Annotated in this window: 18 protein-coding genes, 3 tRNA genes and 1 pseudogene; 13 read left to right on the top strand and 9 right to left on the bottom strand. The window is 66.0% G+C overall.

Annotation, left to right across the window (positions count from 1 at the left end):
- Nucleotides 1-553: 553 nt before the first annotated feature.
- The gene (locus C7453_RS16660; RefSeq protein WP_245949114.1) at nucleotides 554-1,528 is read left to right on the top strand and encodes a DMT family transporter; all 975 of its coding nucleotides are present in this window, start codon (nucleotides 554-556) and stop codon (nucleotides 1,526-1,528) included.
- 317 nt (nucleotides 1,529-1,845) lie between these two features.
- On the top strand, nucleotides 1,846-3,486 hold the full coding sequence (locus C7453_RS16655; RefSeq protein ID WP_114729084.1) for a dihydroxyacetone kinase subunit DhaK: 1,641 nt from the start codon (nucleotides 1,846-1,848) through the stop codon (nucleotides 3,484-3,486).
- 67 nt (nucleotides 3,487-3,553) lie between these two features.
- On the opposite strand, the gene C7453_RS16650 is transcribed toward C7453_RS16655, so the two are convergent.
- Nucleotides 3,554-4,039, bottom strand: a complete 486-nt coding sequence (locus C7453_RS16650) for a MarR family winged helix-turn-helix transcriptional regulator (RefSeq protein ID WP_114729083.1) — start codon at nucleotides 4,037-4,039, stop codon at nucleotides 3,554-3,556.
- Nucleotides 4,040-4,097: 58 nt separating this feature from the next.
- On the opposite strand from C7453_RS16650, the gene C7453_RS16645 reads away from it, so the two are divergent.
- Nucleotides 4,098-5,564 carry an FAD-dependent oxidoreductase gene (locus C7453_RS16645; protein ID WP_114729081.1) on the top strand — a complete coding sequence of 489 codons (1,467 nt, stop codon included), beginning with the start codon at nucleotides 4,098-4,100 and terminating at the stop codon, nucleotides 5,562-5,564.
- A 54-nt stretch (nucleotides 5,565-5,618) separates the two neighbouring features.
- Here the strand turns inward: C7453_RS16645 and hflX are convergent, their stop codons facing one another.
- From hflX to C7453_RS16625, 4 genes are all read right to left on the bottom strand, one after another.
- A complete protein-coding gene (hflX, locus tag C7453_RS16640; RefSeq protein ID WP_114729078.1) occupies nucleotides 5,619-6,977 on the bottom strand; it encodes a GTPase HflX in 1,359 nt (452 codons plus the stop codon).
- Between the two features lie 123 nt (nucleotides 6,978-7,100).
- Complete coding sequence (locus C7453_RS16635; RefSeq protein WP_114729076.1) at nucleotides 7,101-8,141, bottom strand: alpha/beta fold hydrolase; 1,041 nt, start codon at nucleotides 8,139-8,141, stop codon at nucleotides 7,101-7,103.
- Nucleotides 8,142-8,146: 5 nt separating this feature from the next.
- Nucleotides 8,147-9,298 (bottom strand): SMP-30/gluconolactonase/LRE family protein, encoded by a 1,152-nt coding sequence (locus tag C7453_RS16630; protein WP_245949113.1) that lies wholly within the window; start codon nucleotides 9,296-9,298, stop codon nucleotides 8,147-8,149.
- A gap of 142 nt (nucleotides 9,299-9,440) precedes the next feature.
- On the bottom strand, nucleotides 9,441-10,505 hold the full coding sequence (locus C7453_RS16625; protein WP_114729074.1) for an SDR family oxidoreductase: 1,065 nt from the start codon (nucleotides 10,503-10,505) through the stop codon (nucleotides 9,441-9,443).
- 116 nt (nucleotides 10,506-10,621) lie between these two features.
- Between C7453_RS16625 and C7453_RS16620 the strand changes: the two genes are divergently transcribed.
- The 7 genes and pseudogenes from C7453_RS16620 (at nucleotide 10,622) to C7453_RS16590 (ending at nucleotide 19,420) form a co-directional block, all read left to right on the top strand.
- Nucleotides 10,622-11,032 carry a winged helix-turn-helix transcriptional regulator gene (locus tag C7453_RS16620; RefSeq protein WP_114729072.1) on the top strand — a complete coding sequence of 137 codons (411 nt, stop codon included), beginning with the start codon at nucleotides 10,622-10,624 and terminating at the stop codon, nucleotides 11,030-11,032.
- 626 nt (nucleotides 11,033-11,658) lie between these two features.
- Nucleotides 11,659-13,459, top strand: a pseudogene (locus tag C7453_RS16615) (alginate export family protein).
- 200 nt (nucleotides 13,460-13,659) lie between these two features.
- Nucleotides 13,660-15,051, top strand: coding sequence for an NAD-dependent succinate-semialdehyde dehydrogenase (locus tag C7453_RS16610; RefSeq protein WP_114729070.1), 1,392 nt, complete (start codon nucleotides 13,660-13,662; stop codon nucleotides 15,049-15,051).
- A gap of 101 nt (nucleotides 15,052-15,152) precedes the next feature.
- Nucleotides 15,153-15,228, top strand: a tRNA-Thr gene (locus C7453_RS16605).
- Nucleotides 15,229-15,656: 428 nt separating this feature from the next.
- A complete protein-coding gene (locus C7453_RS16600; RefSeq protein WP_245949112.1) occupies nucleotides 15,657-17,093 on the top strand; it encodes a paraquat-inducible protein A in 1,437 nt (478 codons plus the stop codon).
- The gene (locus C7453_RS16595; protein ID WP_114729059.1) at nucleotides 17,090-18,778 is read left to right on the top strand and encodes a PqiB family protein; all 1,689 of its coding nucleotides are present in this window, start codon (nucleotides 17,090-17,092) and stop codon (nucleotides 18,776-18,778) included. The genes C7453_RS16600 and C7453_RS16595 overlap by 4 nt, the downstream gene beginning before the upstream one ends.
- A 3-nt stretch (nucleotides 18,779-18,781) precedes the next feature.
- Nucleotides 18,782-19,420: a PqiC family protein gene (locus tag C7453_RS16590; protein WP_114729057.1), complete on the top strand. Its 639-nt coding sequence runs from the start codon at nucleotides 18,782-18,784 to the stop codon at nucleotides 19,418-19,420.
- Nucleotides 19,421-19,574: 154 nt separating this feature from the next.
- Here the strand turns inward: C7453_RS16590 and nusG are convergent, their stop codons facing one another.
- From nusG to C7453_RS16575, 3 genes are all read right to left on the bottom strand, one after another.
- Nucleotides 19,575-20,105, bottom strand: a complete 531-nt coding sequence (nusG, locus tag C7453_RS16585) for a transcription termination/antitermination protein NusG (RefSeq protein ID WP_114729055.1) — start codon at nucleotides 20,103-20,105, stop codon at nucleotides 19,575-19,577.
- A 9-nt stretch (nucleotides 20,106-20,114) separates the two neighbouring features.
- Nucleotides 20,115-20,309, bottom strand: coding sequence for a preprotein translocase subunit SecE (secE, locus tag C7453_RS16580; protein ID WP_114729053.1), 195 nt, complete (start codon nucleotides 20,307-20,309; stop codon nucleotides 20,115-20,117).
- Nucleotides 20,310-20,436: 127 nt separating this feature from the next.
- Nucleotides 20,437-20,513: transfer RNA gene (locus C7453_RS16575), tRNA-Trp, on the bottom strand.
- A 217-nt stretch (nucleotides 20,514-20,730) separates the two neighbouring features.
- Here C7453_RS16575 and C7453_RS16570 point away from each other — a divergent pair.
- Nucleotides 20,731-20,804: transfer RNA gene (locus tag C7453_RS16570), tRNA-Gly, on the top strand.
- A gap of 20 nt (nucleotides 20,805-20,824) precedes the next feature.
- Entirely contained in the window at nucleotides 20,825-22,327 is a 1,503-nt protein-coding gene (locus C7453_RS16565; protein ID WP_114729051.1) for an MFS transporter, read from the top strand.
- Here the strand turns inward: C7453_RS16565 and C7453_RS16560 are convergent.
- Nucleotides 22,294-23,079: an SDR family oxidoreductase gene (locus tag C7453_RS16560; RefSeq protein ID WP_114729049.1), complete on the bottom strand. Its 786-nt coding sequence runs from the start codon at nucleotides 23,077-23,079 to the stop codon at nucleotides 22,294-22,296. The two genes, C7453_RS16565 and C7453_RS16560, sit on opposite strands and share 34 nt — an antisense overlap.
- A gap of 182 nt (nucleotides 23,080-23,261) precedes the next feature.
- On the opposite strand from C7453_RS16560, the gene C7453_RS16555 reads away from it, so the two are divergent.
- Nucleotides 23,262-24,380, top strand: coding sequence for a LacI family DNA-binding transcriptional regulator (locus C7453_RS16555; RefSeq protein WP_114729047.1), 1,119 nt, complete (start codon nucleotides 23,262-23,264; stop codon nucleotides 24,378-24,380).
- Nucleotides 24,381-24,403 lie beyond the last annotated feature (23 nt).

Raw genomic sequence — 24,403 nt, 5'->3', positions numbered from 1 at the left:
TCGGGGGCTCCGGAAGCGGTGGAGGGCAGGGTCGCTTGCGAAGCGCGGTTGCTGAATGATCATGCCGTGACGGGCGCGCGGTCAACCGTCTTTCCTGCCGTGCTGTCCGGTTGGGGGCGCGCAACCTGGCTGGAGAGGGGGCTGTAAAAAAACTTTGCTCCGCCGGGGAGCCTTGTGCCGGGAGCATGGGATGTTCCCTGACCGAATAAAAGCCTTCCGGCTTCTTTTCCTTCAGAAAAGGGAAAGAGCGGTTGCGGTCTTTCCAATAATGTTCATCGTCGGGAATGGTGGTTTCCTTTAAAATAAAAAACGCATCTTTCGCTGCGGCGTCGTGTTCTGTCGGGAAGTGCTGCGATGGGGGGGCACGAAAGCGTGATGACTGCGCTGTTCCGACAGGAGCGGCAGGCGGTATTTTTCGGGGGCGTTCTGCTACTGCTATTGTCAATCGCCCGGCTTCTTGTCACGGATCTTGCGGAATGGCTCCGAAACGGGCAGGGGGCTTCGCTCTTGTCGGAGCCATCCTGCATCCGTCCTTTTTTCGAGAACAGCCAGAGTGACCCATCCCGCCCCTTCCTCTTCGTCTCATGGCGGTGCCGATACGCTGCGCGGCATCATGCTGGCCTTTGCCGCATTCGCCGCGTTTTCGTGCAGCGATGCCAGTGTGAAGCTGATCCGGGACGGGCTGCCGCCGTATGAATGCGCGTTTTTCGGCTCGTTGTGCGCGCTGGTGGTGTTTCCCTTCCTGCTCGGCGGGAGGGATCGGCTGGTTGATGTGTTCACGACGCAGAACCGTACGCTGTGGATGGTGCGCTTCATCGCCTATCCGCTGGGCATTATCGGCAGCGTTACGGCGTTCAGCCATCTGTCGATGGCCGAGGCGTTTACGCTGATCTTTCTACAGCCCTCATTCGTGACGCTGATGTCGATCGTCTTTCTGAAGGAGCGGATCGGCTGGCCGCGCTGGCTGGCGATCGGGTTGGGCTTCATCGGCGTGCTGATCGTGCTGCGGCCCGGTCTGCGGCCGCTGTCGATCGGTCATCTGGGCGCGGTGGTGGCCGGGATGGCGGGGGCGATCTCGGTCGTGACCTTCCGGGCGTCGGGGGCCCATGAAAAGCAGATTTCGCTGTTCGGGGCCGGTATTCTCGGCGGCGTTACCATCTGCGGGCTGGTCAGCCTGCCGTCCTTCGCGCTGCCCGATGCGCATCAGCTTGCCTTGCTGGCCAGTTACGGGCTGCTGGCGGCGCTGGCGAACGTGCTGCTGATGCATTCCGCGCTCCACGCCTCGGCGGGGGCCATCGCGCCGACCCAGTACAGCCAGATGATCTGGGCGCTGGCGATCGGCCATCTGGTCTTCGGTGATTCGGCGGACATGGTGACGCTGACGGGCATTGGCCTGATCATCTGTTCCGGGTTGATCACGCTGGTGCGCGAGCAGGAAAAGCATGTGCCCGGACCGCCGCCGATCGCGGTGAGCCGTGGGCATGCGGCGTCGATGCTCGTCATCGAAGACCACGAAGAACCAGCCTGACCGCACATGCGCGCTGGTGGCGAGCTGGCGCGCGTTGCTTGCGCTTCGGTGCGGGCGGCCATTGGGGGCGCTCCGTTCCGGTGTCCGGCCCCGCTGCGTGAGGGAACGGCGTGGGGACGCCGGCGTTTGTCTGGCACGGGGGCGGCGTGTTTGCGCCGGCATTCCTGTGCCGTGCTGTCTACCGTCATGCGTGCAGGGGCGGGTCTGGCTGGGAGGCGTTGTCCTGAGCCGGTGACCTTCCTATGGTCCCTGACCCTCTGCCGGCCCGGATCGGCGCGAGGTGTGTGGTGGAACTCGGAACGAAAGGCTTTTCAGGCATGAAAAGATTCTTCAATACGCGCGAACGTCTGGTGCCAGAGGCGCTGGAAGGATTGTTGCGTTCGCCCGCCGGGAAGGATCTGTGCCGCCTGGACGGCTATCCCGATATCAAGGTCATCCTGCGGCGGGACTGGGAGCGGGGCGCGGGCAAGGTTGCCGTGATTTCCGGCGGCGGCTCGGGGCATGAGCCCGCCCATGCCGGCTTCGTCGGACGCGGGATGCTGACGGCGGCGGTCTGCGGGTCGCTGTTCGCCTCGCCGGGTGTGGATGCGATTCTGGCGGGTATTCTGGCCGTGACCGGCGAGGCCGGGTGCCTGCTGGTGGTGAAGAACTATACCGGCGACCGGCTGAATTTCGGGCTGGCGGCCGAGCAGGCGCGCGCGCTGGGGCTGAAGGTGGAGATGGTGATCGTCGGTGACGATATCTCGCTGCCCGGTCATCGGCAGGCGCGCGGCATCGCGGGCACGGTGATCGTACACAAGGCTGCCGGGCACATGGCCGAAAGCGGGGCGTCGCTGGAGCGGGTGGCGGCATTCGCGGCCGACGTGGCGGCGCGCACGCGCTCGATCGGCCTGTCGCTGAGCGATTGCGACACCTATGACGAGGGCCATGCCAGCCGTCTGGCGGCGGACGAGGGCGAACTGGGCCTGGGTATTCATGGCGAGCCGGGGGCAAAGCGCATCGCGCTGGCCGATGCCGGCGGGTTGATGACGCTGGCGGCGGACGCCCTGCTGGCGGCCCTGCCGGAGGGCGAGGCGCGCCATGCCCTGATGCTGAACAATCTCGGCACGACGCCGGTGATCGAGATGTCGCTGTTGCTGGAAGCCTTTGCCGCTACCGCGCTGGCGCGCAGGGTGGCGCTGGTGGCCGGGCCCGCGCCGTTCATGACCGCGCTGGACATGAACGGGTTTTCTCTCACGCTGGTGGAACTGACCGACGAGATCGCGGCTTCGTTGCAGGCCGACGTGGCACCCACGGCATGGACGGGCATGGCGCCGTGGCAGGAGCCGACGGTGATTGCCGTACCGGACCTGCCGGATATTTTCGCTGCCGCGCCCTCGAACAATCCGGCGTTGCGGGATGCCGTGCAGCGTGGCGCGAAAGTGCTGCTGGAGAATGAAGAGGCACTGAACGCGCTGGATGCGCGCATCGGCGATGGCGACGCCGGTTCGACCTTCGCCGAGACGGCGCGTGTGATCGACGGTGCGCTGGACCGGCTGCCGCTGGCCGACCCGCAGGCGCTGATGCAGACGCTGGGGCGCCTGCTGGCCCGCCATGCCGGTGGGTCGAGCGGGGCGCTGCTGTCGATCCTGTTTGCGACGGCGGGGCGGAGCGAACAGGCGCGCTGGGAAGCCGCGCTGCTGGAGGGCATCGCGGCGATGCAGCGTTATGGCGGCGCGCGGGAAGGAGACCGCACGATGCTCGATGCGCTGATCCCGGCGGTGCGGGCGCTGGATGCGGGCGCGGCATGGGCCGAGGTGGTGCGCGCGGCGCGCGGCGGGGCCGATGCCACGGCGAAGATGGGCAAGGCGGAAGCCGGGCGGGCATCCTATATCCCCGACGGGCAGTTGGACAATGTGCCCGATCCGGGGGCCGAAGCGATTGCGCGGCTGTTCGAGGCGTTGATACCGGGAGGGTGAGGGACGGCGAGGGCGCTGCCCTCGACCCGCAAGGGGTCCTGGACCCCTTGACCCCCATTCGGTTGTTTCAGGCGTTTTTTTCGGGGGGCCTGGTCATATCTTCGGCGAGCATGCCGAGGAGGCGGACAAGCTGGTCGAAATCGGCCTTGTCCCAGTCTTTGAACAGCCCGACGGCCATTGTTGCACGGGCGCGGTCTATCGCGTCGGTCGCGTCCTTGCCCGATGGGGTGATCGTGGCCTCGCGCACGCGGCGGTCGGTCGCGCCGCCGTGGCGGGTGACCAGGCCCAGTTCCGCCAGCCGCGCGATCTGGCGACTGACCGTGGTGTGATCGCGGCCGACACGGCCCGCAAGATCGACCACCCCGATCGGGCCCAGGCGCTCGACCAGAACCAGGAGCGGAAACAGGGCGCGCTCAAGCGGCAGGCCGGCGGCCCTGAGCAGGGCTTCGTCGCGTTCCGGCTTGTTGATGACACCGACGATTTCGATCAGTGCCCGATGCAGGGCGGGGAGGCGTGCGCAGATATGTGTATTATGCACCTTTTTATTTGACATCCCGATACGCTCCTTAATATGTGCATGATGCACATTGTTCGTGCGGGAGGAAAGCAGAATGACTGTTTCACGTGACACGGACGTTGTGATTTGCGGCGCGGGTGCGGCGGGGCTGACGCTTGCGGTCGATCTGGCCCGTCGTGGCGTGGCGTTTCGCCTGATCGACCAGTTGGCGGAGCCGTTCGCGGGGTCGCGCGGCAAGGGTATCCAGCCGCGTACTCAGGAGGTGTTCGAGGATCTCGGCATCATCGACCGTCTGGCTGCTGCCGGAGGGCCTTATCCTGCGCAGCGCGTCTATCGCGATGATGGCACGCAGGATGACGTGCAGGAGATCACGATCGCGTCGGCGACGGTGGACGAACCCTATCGTGCGCCCCTGATGGTGCCGCAGTTTCGGACCGAGGCGATCCTGCGCGATCGGCTCGCGGCGTTCGGTCATCGCCCGGACTATGGGACACGGCTGACGTCCTTTGCCGATGACGGCGCTGGGGTGACGGCCCATGTCGCGGGTGAGGATGGGGCGGAGGTGATCCGCTGCCGTTATCTGGTCGGTGCCGATGGGGGGCGGTCGTTCGTCCGCCACGAGATGCAGGTCGGCTTTCCGGGGAAAACCCTTGGTGTGCGGGCAATTGTTGCCGATATCGTGTTGGAGGGCCTGGATCGGGCCGTGTGGCACCGGTTCAACCATGGCGACATGACGCGGATGATGGGGTTCTGCCCGCTGCCGGGTGGCGAACTGTTCCAGCTTCAGGCGCCCGTTGCGTTCGAGGGGGATGTCGATCTTTCGGTCGGTGGTCTTCAGGCGTTCGTCGATGCGCGCCTGCCGGGGGGCGTGGTCCGGGTGCGGGAGGTTCGTTGGGCGTCGGCTTATGCGATGAATGCGCGGCTCGCGGACCGGTATCGGGTCGGGCAGGTGTTTCTTGTGGGAGATGCCGCGCATATTCATCCGCCGACGGGGGGACAGGGGCTCAATACCAGCGTGCAGGATGCGTATAACCTGGGCTGGAAACTGGCGGCCGTGCTGGGTGGCGCGCCGGCGGCGTTGCTGGAGACCTATGAGGAAGAGCGGCGGCCGGTCGCGGCCGGGATGCTGGGTCTGGCGACCGGGTTGCTGGAGAAGGCCCGGCAGGGGGACATGCGGCGGGGGCGGGAAGTTCATCAGCTCGATCTGGGGTATCGCGGGTCGTCCCTTGCGCTGGATCTGGCCGGGGATGGCCGTCGCGTCGGGGCGGGTGACCGGATGCCGGATGCGGTGGTGCGCGGCGCGGGTGGGCAGGAGCGGCGGTTGTTCGACCTGCTGGCCGGGCCGCACTGGACCCTGCTGGTCGGGGAGGGGGCACCTGCGGTGGCGCCCCGTGCCGGGCTGAGCGTGTGGGATGTCGGCCCGGCCGGGGCGCTGCGTGGCAGCGTGCCGGGTCTGGAACCGGGAGAATACATGCTCGTGCGCCCAGACGGCTATGTGGGCGCAGTGGTGCCCCTGGCGGAGAAAGAGCGGCTGGAGTCCTATCTGTCCGGCGTGCTCTGAACTGATCCTGAACGAATCAAAGTTTTTTGGTTCTTTTTTTAAAAAAAAGAACGCCTACCCGGCGGCCAGGCTTCGCCGCAGCCGCGCCATGGCGCCGGGCAGGGCACGCACCTTGAGCACGCGCCCGGTCTCGTCATGGTCCTCGGAGAGCACGCGGGCGCTTTCGTAGATTTCGCCGATCAGTTTCTGTTTCGCGTAGGGCAGGACCAGGACGTCATCCACCATCTCGGCTTCGAAGAAGGCGATGATGGTTTCGCGCAGGGCGCTGACATCTTCCGGCGCGTGGGCGGAGAGCATGATGGCGTCGGGGTGCTTTTCCAGCAGGGCGGCGCGGCGGGTGGCGTCCACGCGGTCCATCTTGTTGAGGACCAGGCGGGAGGGCACCGTGTCGGCGCCGATTTCGCGCAGCACGCTGCGGCTGACCTCCAGTTGCGCTTCGTAGGTCGGGTCCGACGCATCGACCACGAAGAGGAGCAGGGAGGCTTCCAGCGCCTCGGAGAGGGTGGAGCGGAACGAGGCGACCAGATCGTGGGGGAGTTGCTTGATGAAGCCGACCGTGTCGGAGACGAGCACCCGAGGGCGGGTTTCGGGCTGGAGAGTGCGGACCGTGGTGTCGAGGGTGGCGAAGAGCTTATCCTGCACCAGCACCTGGCTGCCGGTGAGGGCGCGCATCAGGGAGGATTTGCCGGCGTTGGTGTAGCCGACCAGGGCCACGCGCAACTGGTCGCGGCGGGCGGAGCGGCGCTGGTCGCTGTCGCGCTGCACGGCTTCGAGCTGGGTTTTCAGTTCCGCGAGGCGGTCGCGGATCTTGCGGCGGTCGAGGTCGAGATGGCTTTCGCCGGCGCCGGGGCCCTGCTGGCGGCCGCCGCCGGTGCCGGATTCCCGCAGGCGTGGGGCGACATATTTCAGGCGCGCCATCTCCACCTGCAATTTCGCTTCGCGGGTGTTGGCGTGGCGGTGGAAGATCTCGACGATCACGCCGGTGCGGTCCAGCACCTGGGCGCCGGTGGCGCGTTCGAGATTGCGGATCTGGCTGGGGGAGAGTTCGTGGTCGACGATCACGAATTCCGGCCGGGGCGGTGCGTCCGGATCGGGTTCGGGGCTGGATGGCCGAGGGGTGTCGGGGGTGGTTTCGAACCGCTTGCGGGCCTTGGTCATCGGGGGCGTGGCCATGGAGGTGACGACGCCGCTGCCGCCGGTCAGGGCCGCCAGTTCCTCCAGCTTGCCGGCGCCCAGAAGGGAGGCGGCGCCGGTGCCTTCGCGCTTCTGCGAGACCGAGCCGACGACTTCGTAACCCAGCGTCTTGACCAGGCGGCCCAGCTCTTCAAGGCTGGCTTCGTGGGCGACGTCGTCGATATCGGGGGTCTGGATGCCGACGAGGACAGCGCGCGGAACGGGGGGTGTGGTTTCCATCGCGTGTTTGTAGCATGGATCGGGCCGTGGCCGGAGCCGTCGTTCTTTTTTGGAAAAAAGAACCAGAAAACTTTGATCTGGTCGGGAGCCCTGTGCTGGGGACACGCGATGGCCCTGCGTGGATCAGGGGAGTGGGGTGCTCAGCCCTGCCAGGAGCGCTGTGTGGAAGGCGTTCGGGTCCTGCATCTGCGGCGAGTGGCCCAGCGTGGGGAATTCCACCAGTTTCGCGCCGGGGATGGCAGCGGCGGCGTCCTTGCCCAGTTGGGGGTAGTGGCCCAGCGTGGCGCGGATGGTGGGTGGGGCGGCGTCGCTGCCGATGGCGGTGATGTCCTTGTCGCCGATCATCAGCAGGGTGGGGACCCTGAGGTCGGGCAGGTCGTGGACCACCGGCTGGGTGATGATCATGTCGTAGAGCAGGGCGGAGTTCCAGGCGACGTCGTCGCTGCCGGGGCCGCGATACATGCCGGCCAGCATCTGGGCCCATTTTTCGTAATCGGGGCGCCATTCATCGGCGTAATAGACTCGTTTTTCGTAAGCACGGATCTGGGCGGCGGTCTTGCCGCGTTCCGCGCGGTACCAGTCGTCGACGGTGCGGTAGGGAACGCCTTTCTGCAACCAGTCTTCCAGGCCGATCGGATCGACCAGTACCAGGTGCGTCAGCTCGCGCGGGTACATCAGGGCGTAGCGGATGGCGAGCATGCCGCCGGTGGAGTGGCCGATCAGCACCGCCTTCTGCACGCCGAGATGGGCCAGCAGGTCGTGCGTGTTGTGGGCCAGTTGCGGAAAACTGAACTGATAGGCGCGCGGTTTGCTGGATTTGCAGAAGCCGATCTGGTCCGGCGCGATGACGCGGTAGCCGTGGGCGGTCAGGAAGCGGATCGTGCCTTCCCAGGTCGCGGCGCAGAAATTCTTGCCGTGCAGCAGGACCGCGACCTGCCCGTTGGGGTGGAGGGCCGGGACATCGAGATAGGCCATCGTCAGCGGCTGGCGCTGGGAGGTGAAGGTGAATTGCCCGACTGGCCAGGGATAGGCGAAGCCTTGCAGTTCGGGCCCGTAGGACGGACCGCTGTTGCCGCCCGGCTCCGCGGCAGGGGCCGGCGCTCCGACGGCGAGAAAGGTGCCGCACAGGGCGGCGGCTGCGATGTGGCGGACGCGGAGCGGCATGGGGCTTATCCTTCGACGGCGGCGCCCAGGCGCAGCGCGCCGAGTTGTTCGGGCAGGGGAAGGGACAGGACGAGGAAGGGGGCGTGGGTGCCGTCGGTTCCGCCATTGAACATGGCGAGCTTTTCGATCTGCGAGCAGGGCACATAGAGCGTGCGCTTGCGGTCGATGAACAGGGCGTCGGGCGAGATCAGGCGCGGGTCCTGCACCAGCGTCGTGCGCCGGCCGTCGGGGGAGAGGATGACGATGCGGGCGTTTTCGCCGTCGGAGAGGTAGATATTGCCCAGCGTGTCGATGCAGGTGCCCCCGATGCTGGGGATTTCGGCGGCGACCTGCACCAGGGCGGCGAGGTCGATATCCGATTTGCGGTCGTCCAGCAGGTCGGCGACGCGGATTTTCTTCAGCGGGCCGGCAGGGACGGCGAAATAGAACCATGTACCGTCGGCGTCGATTTCGATATCGTCGCTCTGCACCTGCGGGCGGTTGCCCTGGGCGTCCTGGAGGATGCGGCCGCCGCCGCCCTTGTGGATGTGGGTGGCGTCGTTGCGCAGCAGCGGGTGCGCGGAGAGGCGGCGCAGCGTGCGGCCGGTTTTCAGATTGTGGATGACGATGCCGCCCAGCCCGCTGTCGGTGGCGAACAGCAGGTCGCCGTGGATGCGCAGGTCGTTGAACTGCGCGCCGGGGGGCATGATGTCCTCGGGGAAGCGCAGGACGCGCAGGACGGCGCCGGATGTCGTGTCGAGCTGCACCAGTTTCTGGGCGCCGGGTTCGGGAGACTGGCCCGGTGGGGCGCCCTGGTCGACCGCCCAGAGCGTGCCGTCGGCGAAGAGATGGATGGCGTTGACCATCACGAAGGCGGCGCTGCCGTCCTGGCCCGGTTTCCAGTCGTTCCAGCTTCCTCCAGGGAAGGGATGGACAGTGCCGTCAGGCGCGACCCGGCCGACCGAAAATGTCGCTTCGTTGCCGGGAAAGCGCGGCATGCCGAGAAAGATCGTCTCGTCCGGCGTGACCGCGACACCGCTGCACAGGAAGGGCGCAATGGCGGCGACGGAGAGGACAGGGGCCGCTGCCGTCGCTGCCACGGCCTGCCGTGACAGCGGGATGGTGGCGGCGGCGGCGAGCAGCGTTCTGCGGGTCAGGCCCTCGATTTCCGGTTTCATGGCGCGTGCTGCTCCCTTCGCTTGAACTGGTCGGGGAACGGTTCACCGCCAGGGCGGCCGGGTCAAGGGACGGGCTTGGGGCCTGACCGAAATATGTGCTGAAGAGGACGCGCGTCGCCAGCCCGCGTCTTTGGTCGGGCTTTCAGGGAATATAGCGCTGGGCCCGCAAGATTTCGAACAGGTCGAAGAAGGATTCCGGCGTGGTCTGGTAGGCGGTGAAGCCGAGGGTGCGGCTCTTGCTCATGTCGGTCACGCATTCGATCGGGCGGCCGAGATCGGCGTCGGTGTGCCAGGGGGAGGCCAGGCGATCGAGCGCGTTTTCGCGCAGTCCGTGCCGGGCCGCGATGTCGGCCCAGAGGGCGGCGTCGGCGGACAGGACGTTCTCAAGCGACGTGGCGTGGCCGGGATAGGGGGCGGCCGGGATGCCGAACCAGGCGGCAAGCTGCGGCCACAGCCAGTTCCAGCGGAAGACGTCGCCATTGACGATGTTGAAGGCCTGATCGCGGCCGGCGGGAGTGGTGGCGGCCCAGTGGATCTGGCTGGCCAGTTGGCGGGCGTCGGTCACGTCGGTCAGGCCGTTCCATTGCGTGGGCGAGCCGGGGAAGACGAACGGTCGGCCGGTTTCGCGGCAGATGCTGGCATAGACGGCCAGTGTGGAGCCCATGTTCATCACGTTGCCGATGGCGTGGCCGATGATCGTGTGCGGGCGGTGGACGCTCCAGGAGAACCCGTGTCGGGCCGCGGCTTCGAACAGGGCGTCTTCCTGATCGTAATAGAAATTCTCGACGTCGAGCCGGGGCATGGTCTCGCGGAAGGGCGTCTGGGGCAGGGGGCCTTTGGCATAGGCCTCGAACGGGCCGAGATAATGTTTGAGGCCGGTGACGAGGCTGCCGTGGATCAGGGCGTCCGGGGCCGGCAGGGCCGCGAAGACGTTGCGCAGCATGGCGCTGTTGACGGCGCAGTTCTCGGCTTCGGTCGCGCGGCGGGACCAGGTGGTGAAGAACACATGGCTGGGCCGGAGGCCGGCCAGCGCCGGGCGCAGGGAGGGGGCATCCAGCACGTCGGCGGTGACGGGCAGCACGGTCGTGGGCAGGGTGGCGGTGCGGCGCGCCAGACCGTGGACGGTCCAGCCTTCCGCGACCAGGCGGTTGGCCAGGTTCTGGCCGACGATTCCGGTGGCACCGACGATCAGGGCTGTGTGGGACATGGAACTCTCCGTAACGGGAAAACAGTTTCCGCAAATTGGGGCGCGTGGATACAAAGGACAATCCGGCACTCTTTCGTGCCCTGGGTACCAGAAGGTTCCCATAGGGAAGGGTCATCATGTCGCTTGCTCCGTTGCCCGATGCGTATCGTCAGGCCCCCTTCGATGAAGGCTGCGCGCCGCGACGGCTGCTGCGGCTGTTCAGCGGCAAATGGGTGACGATGATTCTGCACACGCTGCATCTGCTGGGGGGCGCGTCGCGGCCCGGCGCGCTGTTGCGCAGTATTCCCGGCCTGTCGAAGAAGATGATGACGCAGACGCTGCGGGAACTGGAAGAGATGGGGCTGGTGACACGCGAGGTGCATCAGGTGATGCCGCCGGTGGTCGAATATCGGCTGACGGCGCTGGGCCGGAAAATGGTCGAGCCGGTGGAGATGCTCTATCGCTGGGGGGCGGAACATGCCGCCGTGCTGGACCGGGTGGATGCCCATGTGACGCGCGCCCGCAAGGGAGCGCAGGGGGCTGTTTGAGGGTTACATGGACGGTTTTGAGGTATTCGCTGCAGGTGTGGGCTGGTGCTCTCCGTTCGTAAACGAAACTTTGCAAGCATCTTAGGCGTTCAGGAAACATCCCTGAAGCCTAGTCGGGGTGTTCCGGTTGGTGATGCTGGTATTTCGGCCCGGTGGTGGTTGGTAACTGGATGGTGAATTTCGGGATTTTCCACACTGGATTGTGAGCGTAATTTATCCGGAAAACATATAATTGTTATTTCTTCTTTTAGAGAAAATCCGACAAAAGCGGATGGTCACTCTCTTTGCAGAGGGCGGTTGGATTGTTTTTGTGACCGTTGGAGAGTTGGGTCATGATTGTGCGCCGGCTTTGCTCCCGTGGGTTTTCCCGATCCGGGATTGTTTCCCTGCTTGCAGGGGTTTTCGAGAAGTCTGTGCGGTTCGCTTCCCGTTGTGGGCGGCCAGCATGAGGGCGGGGTTCGCGGAATAGGAATCTCGCGGCCCGTGCCTCGCCCGGTAGGTGGTTGTCGGCGGAAGCGCCCATCCATGGGGCGGTTTCCTGCCTCTCAGAGACAGGACGGCGCGTGGCGGACTGAATGCGCGGTTGTTCTGTGATGCCTGACAATAATAAAGAAAAAGATCTGGCTATGTATATGTCCTCTGGGTTTTCGTCATTGTCCCGTTTGCAGAAAGGTGGACGGGTTCTGCTGCCTGCTCTTGCCGGCGTGGTGTTCGTCATGCCTGCCCACGCGGCGCCGGGAGACGCCGAGATCGTGACCACCCGTATCCAGCTCGCCCAGGCGACAGCGGGAACGGGTGCGACGGCTACGACCCCGCTTCCCACCCCGATCGGTGCGGCAGCGACACCGGCTCCGGCTCCGGCCGTCACGCCGATCGTGCAGAGCCGGGATTCATTCTGGCACGCGCCGCTCCAGCAATTGCCGCCGCTGACCAGCCGTCCGGAACTTTATGGCCAGCCGCAATCGCTGATGCTGCATCCGCTGACCCCGATTCAGTTGCATCAGGGGCCGTGGGGGGTGTTCAACGCGAACACGGGTGCGGCTTCCGGCTTCGGCACCGTGGGATATTATGCGGTGGCGCGTTGGGCCGAGGACTGGTCGAGCCTTCGCGACAAGCGCAACCGCCATGATTTTCTCGATCCGCTGAAATATATCGCGCTCAATGACAGTGGCTCGATCTACCTGACGCTGAGCGGCAATTTCCGGCATCACGGTTTCTGGGAGCAGCATCCAGCGCTGGGGGCGGTGGGGAAGAGCCATACCTATCTGTCCAACCTGCGGACCAATCTCGGCGCTGACCTGCATCTGGGCGAGCATGTGCGTTTCTATGGCGAATTGATGAGCGGTCAGGCGACCGGTGGCAACAAATTCGGCTATAATGCCCGCTGGCGGAACAGGGTCGATGCGCAGCAGGCGTTCGTGGAGGTGCGCGGGCGCATGCTGGGGGCGACGATGGGGGCCATGGTCGGCCGCATGTCGTTCCTTGACGTGCCGCCCAATATTTCGGCGGGCAGTGTCTATCCGTCCATTCCGTATTCATGGAACGGGTTGCGTGGCTACAGCGTCTGGAAACGGTTCCGCGTCGATCTGTTCGACCTATCTCTGACCAATTACGAATATCGGGCGTTTCATGATCAGGTCGGCTGGAAGACCCGGCTGTTCGGGGCCTATACGTCTTACGCGATCCCCGAATTCAAGACGTTCGGCAAGAAAAGCCAGATTTTCGTCGATACGTACTATCTCGGCTATCTGCTGGCCAGCAGCCCGATCACGGCGACGAAGGGCGTCGTCGCGGGTTCGACGCATCGTGATACGCCGGGTATGCGCGTGTGGGGCAATGCAGGGCCGATCGAATTCTCTGCCAGCGGCATGTGGCAGGGGGGGAATTTCCAGGCGGCGAAGAACGGCCCGACGCGGCCGGTGTCGGCCTATTCGTTCAATGCCTCGGTGGCGTGGCGATTCGCGAACTGGTGGGGGCGGCCCGCGATCGGAATTCAGGCCGACGATATTTCGGGTGGGGATACCCGCAGGAGCGCGACCAGCACCTGGGGGGGGCTTCCTTTCGCCCTTCGTGCCCAGCGCGTACTATCTGGACCTGGCGCAGAACTTCAACCTGCAGAACGTGATCGATGTGGGACCGCTGGTGACGATGTCGCCCACCATCAATACGTCGCTGCTGCTGAGGGTGCCGGTGCTGTGGCGGAATTCGATCCACGATACGATCTATTTTCCCGGCGGTGTGAATTATGCCTATCGGCCGTCGGGCGGTTATAGCGGCGTGCTGCCCCAGGGGAGCTTCACCTGGCGGGCGACGCGGCATGTGACCTTCAGCATCGACGGGCAATATACGGCGCTGTCGCGTGGATTGCGGGATGCCGGTGCGAAGCCGGGCGCCTATTTCCAGACCAATCTGGAACTCACGTTCTGAATGGTGCAGGATTGCATGCCGCCGGGATGAGCCGGCGGCATGCTCGTGGGCCCGCGCGCCTGGCGGGCTCGATTCCCGAGAGCGGATCGACCTTACTCTTATGATAACGCAGCCGTGAGGTTCCTCTTGACGGGGAAGCTCCGGATGCCCGTTATCACAGGCATCGGGCCGGAAATGGCCCGCTGGAAGGAAAACGACTTATGGCATACGCAACGACCAACCCCTATACCGGCGAAGTGCTGGCCACGTTCCCGGATGCCACGGATAACGAGGTGCGTCAGGCGATTGACGACGCCCACGCGGCATTCCTGGACTGGCGCGACACGCCGTTTGCGACCCGTACCGCCGTGATGACGAAGGCGGCCCAGATCCTGCGGGCCGAAGCTGATGATTTCGCGCGCCTGCTGACGCTGGAAATGGGCAAGCTGTTCGCCGAGGCCAAGGCCGAGGTCGAGCTGTCGGCGGCGATCTTCGATTATTATGCCGAGCATGCCGAGAGCCTGCTGGCGCCGGAGAAGCTGCCGGTGTCGGACCCGCGCTCGGGCGATGCGGTGCTGGTGCATCAGCCGCTGGGCGTGCTGCTGGCGATCGAGCCGTGGAATTTCCCCTATTACCAGATCGCGCGCATCATCGCGCCGCAGCTCTCGGCCGGTAATACCGTGCTGCTGAAGCATGCCTCGAACGTGCCGCAGAGTGCGGCGATCTTCCAGACGCTGATGAAGCGTGCGGGCCTGCCGGACGGTGCGTTCCGCAACCTGTACCCCACCCGTGGGCAGGTCGAGATGATCCTGAACGATCCGCGCGTGTGCGGTGCGGCCCTGACGGGCTCGGAAGGGGCCGGCTCGGTGATCGCGTCGCAGGCCGGCAAGGCGCTGAAGAAGACGACCATGGAGCTTGGCGGCGCCGACGCCTTCGTGGTGCTGGAAGACGCCGATCTGGAGAAGACCGCGAAATGGGCGGTGTTCGGCCGGCACTGGAATGCCGGGCAGGTGTGCGTGTCGTCCAAGCGCGTGATCGTGGTCGATGCGGTCTATGACCGGTTCCTGGAACTCTACACCGCCGGTGTGGCGGCGCTGAAGGCCGGCGACCCGATGGACCCCGAGACCACGCTGGCGCCGCTGTCGTCGCAGGGTGCGGCCAAGGAGATCCGCGAGAACATCGCCAAGGCCGTGGCGCATGGCGCGACGGCAACCGAGGTCGGACCCCGCGTGCCCGAGACCGGTGCCTTCGTGCAGCCGACGATCCTGACCGGCATGACGGGCGACAACCCCGCCCGCCTGTGGGAGTTCTTCGGCCCGGTGTCGATGATCTTCCGTGCCCGTGACGAGGCCGATGCGATTCGCATCGCCAACGACACGCCGTATGGGCTGGGTGGCTCGGTCTTCACCAAGGACACCGCGCGCGGTGTCGAGGTGGCGAAGAAGATTCATACCGGCATGGTGTTCGTGAACCATCCGACGATGGTCAAGGCCGACCTGCCCTTCGGCGGCGTCGGGCGCTCGGGCTACGGCCGCGAGCTGATCGGGTTGGGAATCAAGGAGTTCGTCAACCACAAGCTGATCGACGTCGTCGATATCGACGCGCCGTTCTGATTGCCTGACCGGGGCGCCGGCCGGTCCTGCGGGATTGGCCGGCGATCCGCCGGATGGGGGGTTGCAATGCCCTTTCAGGCCCGTTATACGCTCGCCTCGTTGCCGGTGTAGCTCAGTTGGTAGAGCACGTCATTCGTAATGATGGGGTCGGGAGTTCGAATCTCTTCACCGGCACCACTTCAGTCTTCCGCCGATCGTTCCTGTCGGTCGTTGCATATGGGCTGGGTGGTTTGGCAGCGTGCCGCATGTCCCGTTTGCGGGTTCAGCCTCTGGTATTTTCCTTCACGATGAGCGGATGGGTTGCCTGATCGGCTGATGGCTGGGGCAACGATGCTCAAGAGATCGTTATCTCGGCGAGACGTTCCTGTCATTTTGCCCCCCTCGTCCGAGTGTTATCCAAATATTCTGATTTTCCTGCGATGATCAGGGGCCTGCCGGGCGGGTCATGCGGTGGTCCGGCCGTTATTCGCGATGGAAATTCTCCCCTTCCGCCTGTCTTCCGGCTCTCGTCATGGCAGCAATATGCTGGATGACTATCGCCGATCCGATTTTGATTTATAGTACGGCGAGTCATGAGCGAGACGATGTCAGCGCGGACTTCACGCATGCTCCGTCGGGCCGCCTGGCCACGTCGGACAGCCGACCTGCGCCATGTCCGGACGATCGATGATCTGGTGGAATGTCCCGGATGCGGCCTGTTTCAGCGCCGCCCCCCGTTGCAGGCCGGCGAACTGGCCGCCTGCTCGCGGTGTGGGCAGACGCTGGAGTGGCGGCGCCGGACCTCGCCGCTCCAGACGCCGCTTGCCTTCTGCATCAGTTCCTGCGCGCTGTATCTGGCGGCTCTGGCGTCGTCCCTGATGACGCTGGACGTGTATGGGCGCGAACGTACGGTGGACCTGCTCACCGGCCCCATGGAACTGCTGCATGAGGGATGGGGGGAAGCCGGGCTTCTGGTCGGGCTGGTGACCATCGCGGCGCCGGCGGTGGTGATCGGGATGATGTTCGCCATCCTCTACGCCGCCAGCCGGCGGCAGATGCCTGACTGGGCGCCGCATCTGCTGATCTGGTACGAGAAGATGCGGCCCTGGTCGATGATCGAGGTCTATGTTCTGGGTATTTTCGTTGCCTATACCAAGCTGACGGATCTGGCCCATGTCGATGTCGGCCCCGCCGTCTATCTGATATCGGCCCTGATGCTGACCATGGCGGCCACGGATTCGACCCTCGATACCGAACGGATCTGGCGGCACCGGCGCGTGGATGCCATCACTCGGCAGGAGGATGGGGAGCGTGTGGCGGTCAGCCATGTGCATATCGACGAGATTCCGCTGCCGCCGGTCGATCATCTGGTGGCCTGCCCGTCGTGCGGGCTGGTGGGGGAACTGGGGGCGCCGGTCAGCAACCTGCGCTGCGTCGGTGTCTGTCCGCGCTGTGGCCACAAGGTCTGGCGACGGGCGCCCGACACGCTGGCGCGGACCAGCGCCTTTCTGCTGTCGGCCGTCATCTTTTATTTTCCGGCCAATCTCTACCCGGTCATGACCTTCTTCAAGATGGGCGGCGGGGGTGGCCATACGATCATCGAAGGGGCGATCGAACTGTGGCAAGACGGGATGATCCCGCTTTCCCTGCTGGTGTTCTTTGCCAGCATCCTGGTGCCGATGCTCAAGATCCTCAGTCTGAGCTGGATGGTGATCGGCACCTGGCGCGGGTCGTCCTTCGCGCTGGTCAAGCGCACGCGGCTGTTCCGCATGGTGGACGTGATCGGCCGGTGGTCGATGATCGATGTCTTCATGGTGTCGATCCTGGTGGCGGTCGTCCGGTTCAATTCGCTGGCGAGCGTCACGGCCAATGCCGGGATGGTGGCCTTTGCCTCGGTGGTGGTGCTGACCCTGTTCGCGGCATGGAGCTTCGACCCCAGGGTGATGTGGGATGCGGCTGGCCTGAACGGGCCGTCGCCCGATGGCGTGGCGTCCGCCGCCGTGCGTGCGCGGACCGGCCGGCGTACGGCAGAAACTGACAGGATGGAGCCGAGGCAGGCGTGACCGACGACCCCCAAGATCATTCCGACGATCGTGCCGCGGCTTCGCCGCCCGAGGCTTCGGCGCGCCGATATCGTTTCTCGATCGTCTGGCTGGTGCCGATCGTGGCGGTGGCCATCGCCGGCTATCTGGGTTGGCGCGGCATCATGGGGCGCGGCCCTGACATTACCATCGTCTTCGACACGGCGGACGGGCTGACCAGTGGCCAGACCCAGGTGAAGAACAAGGCCGTGCCCCTGGGTACGGTGCAGGACGTGACGCTGACGCCCGATATGCGCCATGTCGAGGTGAAGGTGCGCATGAGTGCCAATGCATCGCCGATGCTGACGGACCATGCGCGCTTCTGGGTGGTGCGGCCGCGCCTGAACGGCGCCAGCGTCACCGGGCTAGAGACCCTGATGACCGGGGCCTATATTGCGATGGACCCGGGGGTGCCGGGAGGCGCCAGCGCAAGCAAGTTCAAGGGATTGGAGGCGCCTCCGGGGATGCGCTCGGACCAGCCCGGCAACACTTATACGCTGATCAGCCCCTCGCTGGGGTCGATCGGGCAGGGCGCGCCGGTCTTCTTCCGCGACATCGATGTGGGTGAGGTGCTGGGCTATACCATGCCGCCGGGGGGCGAGGGGCCGATCCTGATCCAGGTCTTTATCCGCAAGCCCTATGACAGCTATCTGCGCACCGATACGCGCTTCTGGAACGTGTCGGGCGTGCAGGTCGGGCTGGGTGCCGGCGGCCTGAAGGTGAAGCTGCAATCGATCCAGGCCCTGTTCTCGGGCGGGGTGGCGTTCGGCCTGCCGGACAAGCGGGAGGGAACCTCCGCGCCGACCGCGCCCAAGAATTCTGTCTTCCGGCTGTATGACAGCAACGAGGCGGCGGATAATGCGGGCTATCGCGAGCGTGTGTCGCTGGTCACGTACCTGACCAGTTCGGTCACGGGCCTGACGACCGGGGCGCAGGTGACGATGTTCGGTATCCAGGTGGGCACCGTGACCAGCGTGAAGCTGATGCTGGACCAGAAGGATGGGACCGCCCGGGTGCGGGTGGGGATGGAGATCCAGCCCGAGCGCATTCTGCCGCTGAGCGAGATTCATCGCGATACCATGAGCGCGACCATTCAGGCGTTGGTGGATAACGGGCTGCGGGCTTCGGTCGACAGTGCCAGCCTGCTGACCGGCGAATCGATGATCGGCCTGAATTTCGTCAAGAAGGCCACCCCGGCCGTGGTGACGACGGAGGGCACGGCACTGGTCATTCCCAGCAAGGCGGGCGGCATGAGCGGCATCATGGATTCGCTCTCCACCGTTGCCGACAAGATCGCTGCGATGCCGTTGACCCAGGTGGGCGATAATCTGAACAACCTGCTGGCGCATTCCGACGCACGGATCAATTCGCCGGAAGTGAAGCAGGCCATCGTTGCGTTGCGCGATTCGCTGCGGAGCGTCCAGGGGCTGGCGAGCGACGCCCGCACCGGCATGCACCCGCTGTTCCAGCGCCTGCCGCAGATGAGCGCGCAACTGGACAGCACGCTGAAGAATGCGAACAAGCTGATGGGGAGTTATGGCGGCGATACCGACTTCCACCGCGATCTGCAGCAGATGCTGGTGCAGCTCAACGAGGCCGCGCGGTCGCTGCGCTTCCTGACCGATTTCCTCAATCGCCATCCTTCGGCGCTGATTACGGGACGCTAGCCTATGAGACTGTCAGGGCATCCTTCCCGCCCGTTTGCCTCACGACGGGCGGTTCTGCGGGGGGCTGGCGGCCTGTTTGCCGTCGCCGCCGCCGGCCCGCTGGCCGCGTGTTCGTCGGACCCGAACCTCTATGCCCTCGTGCCGTGGCCCGGTGCCGTCCAGGCGGGTGGGCCGGCGGTGATCGAGGTGCGGACGCCTTCGGTCGCGACATCGCTGGACCGCGAGCGCATCGTGCGCAGCGAGGGCGATTATCGCTTGAAGACCGCGAGCGGCGATGCCTGGAGCGAGTCGCTGCCGAGCATGATAGGTCACGTACTGACTGCCGACCTGCAGCAGCGCCTGCCGGGCAGCACCATCTTCGCCCAGAACGACGCGGTGGCGACCACGGCGTTGGCGGCGGTCGAGCTGACGCTGACGCGCTTTTCGCGCGATGCCGGGGGACAGGCAGTGCTGGGGGGTACTCTGGCTGTCCACTGGCTGGGGCATGATGGTGGGGCGTCGGACGTGCTGGCGCTGAACCTGCCGGTCAGCGGTTCGGGGACGGCCGGTCTGGTGGCGGCGCTGAGTGCGTTGCTGGGGCAGGTGGCGGATCGTGCGGCGGCGCATCTGCGGGCGCTTGGGCCTGTGGCGCCACCTGTTTGAGGGGCAGGCCAGGGCGCTGCCCTGGACCCGGCAGGGCCTGAGGCCCTGCACCCCGATTATTGAATAACGATTGGGTTTCCAAAGGACAAAGCCGTTGGAACGAAAAAGGGGCGCCTTGCGGCGCCCCTTTTTGTATCTGGATGGTCGGGCTGTCTTAGAGTTTTTCGACCTGGCTGTATTCGAGGTCGACCGGGGTCGAGCGACCGAAGATCGAAACGCTGACCTTGAGGCGCGCCTTTTCCTCGTCCACTTCCTCGATCGTGCCGTTGAAGGAGGTGAACGGGCCGTCGGACACGCGCACCTGCTCGCCGATCTCGAAGGTAATGGAGGGGCGGGGACGCTCCACGCCTTCCTGCGCCTGCTTCATGATCCGCTCGGCTTCGGCCGCGGGGATCGGCGAGGGACGGGTCTTGGTGCCCAGGAAGCCGGTGACCTTGGGAGTGTCCTTGACCAGATGCCAGGCTTCGTCGGTCAGTTCCATGTTGACCAGCACGTAGCCGGGGAAGAACTTCCGCTCGGAACTGACCTTCTGGCCACGACGGACCTCGACCACCTCTTCGGAGGGGACCAGAATGTCACCGAAATGGTCGGACAGACCCTTCTGAGCCGCCTGCTCCTTGATGTGCTGGGCGATCTTCTTCTCGAAGCCTGAATAGACGTGAACGACGTACCAACGTTTTGCCATGGTCGTTCCTCAGCCTCCCAGCCCAAAAAGTTCACGTACGCCCAGGCCGATGATCTGGTCGACGACAAAGAAGAAAACCGACGTCATGGTGGCCATTGCCAGCACGGCACCTGTCGTCACCAGCGTGGCGCGACGTGTGGGCCATGTGACCTTGCTCGCCTCGGCGCGGACATCTTGCACAAATTTCGCGGGACTGACCGACACGAAACACCCTTCTCGAACCACCACGCCGCAGTCCGGACCGGAGCGCGGACGAGGCCGGAAACACCCAAATACTGCATGTCGGGGGCACCGTCACGGTCCGGGCGGGAAAACTCCCGACCGGGGCGAGTGGCAGGGGTGGAGGGTCTCGAACCCACAACCTCCGGTTTTGGAGACCGGCGCTCTAGCCAATTGAGCTACACCCCTGCAAGCCGCCTGCGGCGCCGACCAACGGAATAGCGGAAAGCTGTTCCCCTGGCCACCCGTGCGAACCCGGCGCAGGCAGCGGAAAAAAGTATGCCCAGCGGGTAAAGTCAAGAGGGGGGAGGCGATTCGTTCTTCCCGGTGTTGATTCATGCCCTTGCAGGATGGCGGAGAGGGCTTGCCGGAGAGGCGGGTTCGGCGGTATGGAAGGGCCATATGGGCGGGCGTAGCATAGTGGTAATGCAGTAGCCTTCCAAGCTTCTGAGGAGGGTTCGATTCCCTTCGCCCGCTCCATTCTCCCGAATTCTCCGCGCATGATCCGATCGTCTCCCGTCAGGCCGCATCTGGTGCTGGCTGCCTGCTGCCTCAGCCTTTTTCTGGTGATGATGGACGTGACCATCGTCAACGTGGCGCTGCCGGCGATTCGCGCCGGGCTGGGGGGCGGACTGTCGACCCTGCAATGGGTGGTGGATGCCTACACGCTGGTGGTGGCGACGCTGCTGGTGCTGGCGGGATCGACCGCCGACCGGATCGGACGGCGGCTGGTGTTCACTTCGGGCATTGTCGTCTTCTGCCTTGGGTCCGTGTTGTGCGGTCTGGCGCCCAGCGCGTGGGCGCTGGTGCTGGCGCGTGGGTTCCAGGGGCTGGGCGGGGCGATGCTGAATCCGGTGGCGCTATCGATCATTGCCAATGTTTTCGTCGAGCCCGCGGCACGGGCGCGGGCGATTGGCGTGTGGGGCGCGATGTCGGGACTGGCGCTGGCACTGGGGCCGCTGATCGGCGGCATGCTGACGACGCTGGTGGGCTGGCGTGCCGTGTTCCTGGTCAATCTGCCTGTCGGGGCGCTGGCGCTCGTGTTGAGCCTGCGGGTGATTCCCGAATCGCGGGCGGTCCGGGTGCGGCCGATCGACCGGGCGGGGCAGGCGCTGGTGGCCCTGATCCTGGCGGCCGCTACCGCCGCCCTGATCGAGGCGCGGGATTATGGCTGGCACGCGCCGGGGATTCGCGCGGGGCTGGCGATTGCGGCGGTGGGGCTGGTGGTGCTGTATCGGGTGGAACGGCGCAGTGCGCATCCGATGCTGGACCTGCGGTTTTTTCGTGCGTTGCCTTTTTCCGGAGCGATCGTGATCGCGGTCTTCGCTTTTGCGATCTTCAGTTCGTTCCTGTTCCTGAACACGCTTTATCTTCAGGAGGCGCGCGGTCTCTCGGCCATGCGGGCGGGGTTGTACACGCTGCCCTTCGCGCTGGGGGTCGTGGCCTGCGCGCCACTGTCGGGGCGGCTGGTGGGCGCGCGTGGCGCGCGGTTGCCGCTGCTGCTTTCGGCGTGCGGGCTTGGAAGTGGGGCGCTGCTGCTGACGGGGCTGACACCGGTGACGCCGCCTGTGGTGCTGCTGCTCTCATACAGCCTGTGTGGCTGTGGCTTCGGGTTGTGCAACGCGCCGATTACCAACAGCGCCGTTTCGGGCATGCCGCGCGATCAGGCGGGGCTGGCGGCGGCGCTGGCCTCGACCAGCCGGCAGGTCGGCGCGCTGCTGGGCGTGGCGCTGTCGGGGACGATGATGGGCGCGGTGCTGACCCGCGCGGCGGGGAGCGGCGCCGCGCTGGCGCTGGCGACGCACCGGATCTGGTGGCTGCTGGTGGCGCTCTCCTGCGCGGTGGGCGCGCTGGGGTTTTTCACGACCGGGGGACGGGCGCGGGCCAGCGCGCAGGCGGCGCGGGCGCTGTTCGACGATGCGCCCGTGCCCGTGCCCGTGCCCGTCCCCGTGACTGTGCCTGTGGCGGGTTACAGGACCGACAGCACGCCGCCATCGACATAGAGCGTCTGGCCGTTGACGAAGGACGAGGCGTCCGATGCCAGGAAGATGGTGGCGCCCTGGAGTTCCTCCACCTTGCCCCAGCGGCCGGCGGGCGTGCGCTTCGTCAGCCAGGCGTTGAATTCCGGGTCTTCGACCAGGGCGCGGTTCAGGGGCGTTTCGAAATAGCCGGGGCCGATGGCGTTGATCTGCATGCCGTGGCGCGCCCAGTCGGCGCACATGCCGCGGGTGAGATTCTTCACCGCGCCCTTGGTGGCGGTGTAGGGCGCGATGCCGGGGCGGGCCAGTTCGCACTGCACGCTGCCGATATTGATGATCTTGCCCATGCCGCGCGGGATCATGTGCCGGGCGACCGCCGTACCGACGAAAAAGACGCTGTCGAGATTGGTGCGGATGATCTCGGACCAGTCCTCGGGCGGGAAGACATCGAGCGGAGCGCGGCGCTGGATGCCGGCATTGTTGACCAGGATGCGGATCGGCCCGTCTTCGGCCTCGATCGCGCCGACTGCACCCTCGACCGCCTGGCGGTCGGTGACGTCGAAGGGGCGGGTCAGGATGGTGCGGGTGGCGCCCTGCGGCGTGGTGTCGCGCAGGCGGGCGGCGGCTTCCTCCAGCTTCGTCGCATCGCGCCCGTTCAGGATGACGTGGGCGCCGGCATCGGCCAGGCCGGCGGCGATGGCGTAGCCGATTCCGCCGCTGGAGCCGGTGACGAGGGCCAGTCGGCCGGTCAGGTCGAAGAGGGGCGAAGCGGGCATGGATGTTTCCTTCTTTCCTGCTCGGATGCGCCGTCCCTGGGCGGGCGCATCGTGCGTTTGATGATATATGTGGCTTTGGTCGCCGGGCGAGGTGACTATAAGCGCGTCGCGGATGGATAACGCACCAACGCGCGGAGTGGTCGCGATGCGCAGGGGCATGGGCGGAGATGGCAGGTAGGCGGATGACGGGCGAGGAAGCGACGGGTGGCGCGCGGCGGACGACGGAGCCCGACGCCGCGGCGGTCGTGGCGCGCGCCAGCGTGCGGCCGACCATCATCGACGTATCCGTGCGGGCCGGCGTGTCGCGGATGACGGTGTCGCGCGCACTGCGGGCGCCGCATCTGGTGCGGCCCGACACGCGCGAGGCGATCGCGCGGGCGATCGACGAACTGGGCTATGTGCCTGATCGGGCGGCCGAGGCGCTTTCGACCCGGCGCAGCGGATTCGTCGGCCTTGTGGTGCCGACGCTGACCAATACCAATTTCGCCGATGCGGCACGCGGCCTGACCGACATCATCCGTCGGGAAGGGTACGAGTTGCTGATAGGGTATACCGACTATGATGAGAACGCAATGCTAAGGCATGTACGGGACATGCTGGGGCGGCGGGCGGAGGCACTGGTGCTGCCGGCGGGGCCGCGTGGGCCGGCGCTGCGGGCGCTGCTGGCGGGCGAGACGATTCCCATCGTGCAGATGGCGGGGCTGGTGGCGGACCCGGTGCATCCCATGGTCGGGTACTCCAACCACGAGGCCGGACGGCTGGCCGCCCGCCATCTGATCGCGCTGGGCCATACCCGAATCGGGGTGCTGGCGGCGGAAGGCGACGGCCTGTCCTGCGACCATCGTGGCGGGAGGCGGCTGGAGGGTTTCCTGGAGGTGCTGCGCGAGGAGGGACTGGGGGAGGACCTGGTACAGCGGATGGGCAAGCCGCCGGTCTCGTTTACCCAGGGTGGGCAGGCCATGGGTGCGCTGCTGGACAGGGCGCCGGACCTGCATGCCGTCTTCGCCGTGTCCGATCTGGTGGGCGTGGGGGCTTTGATGGAATGCCGGCGCCGGGGCGTGCGGGTGCCGGAGGACGTGTCGCTGATGGGGTTTGGCGGGTTTGAGATCGGCGGCGCCGTGGTGCCCGCGCTGACGACGGTGGCGGTCGATTACCGCGCGATCGGCGAGCGGACGGGGACCATGGTGCTGGACCTGCTGGCAGGCCGGCACGACGTGCCGCGCATCGTGGATCTGGGCGTGACACTGGTGCAGCGCGAGACGACGGCCTTCCGCCCCGCGCTGCTCTCGGTGCCGGCCTGACGCGCGTGTTGCGCGTGGCGGAT

The organism is Gluconacetobacter liquefaciens, assembly GCF_003350405.1.
In the GTDB taxonomy this organism is placed as follows: Bacteria; Pseudomonadota; Alphaproteobacteria; order Acetobacterales; family Acetobacteraceae; genus Gluconacetobacter; species Gluconacetobacter liquefaciens.
The sequence above is the reverse complement of the archived record's forward strand: the minus strand, read 5'-3'. Positions and strand labels throughout refer to the sequence as shown.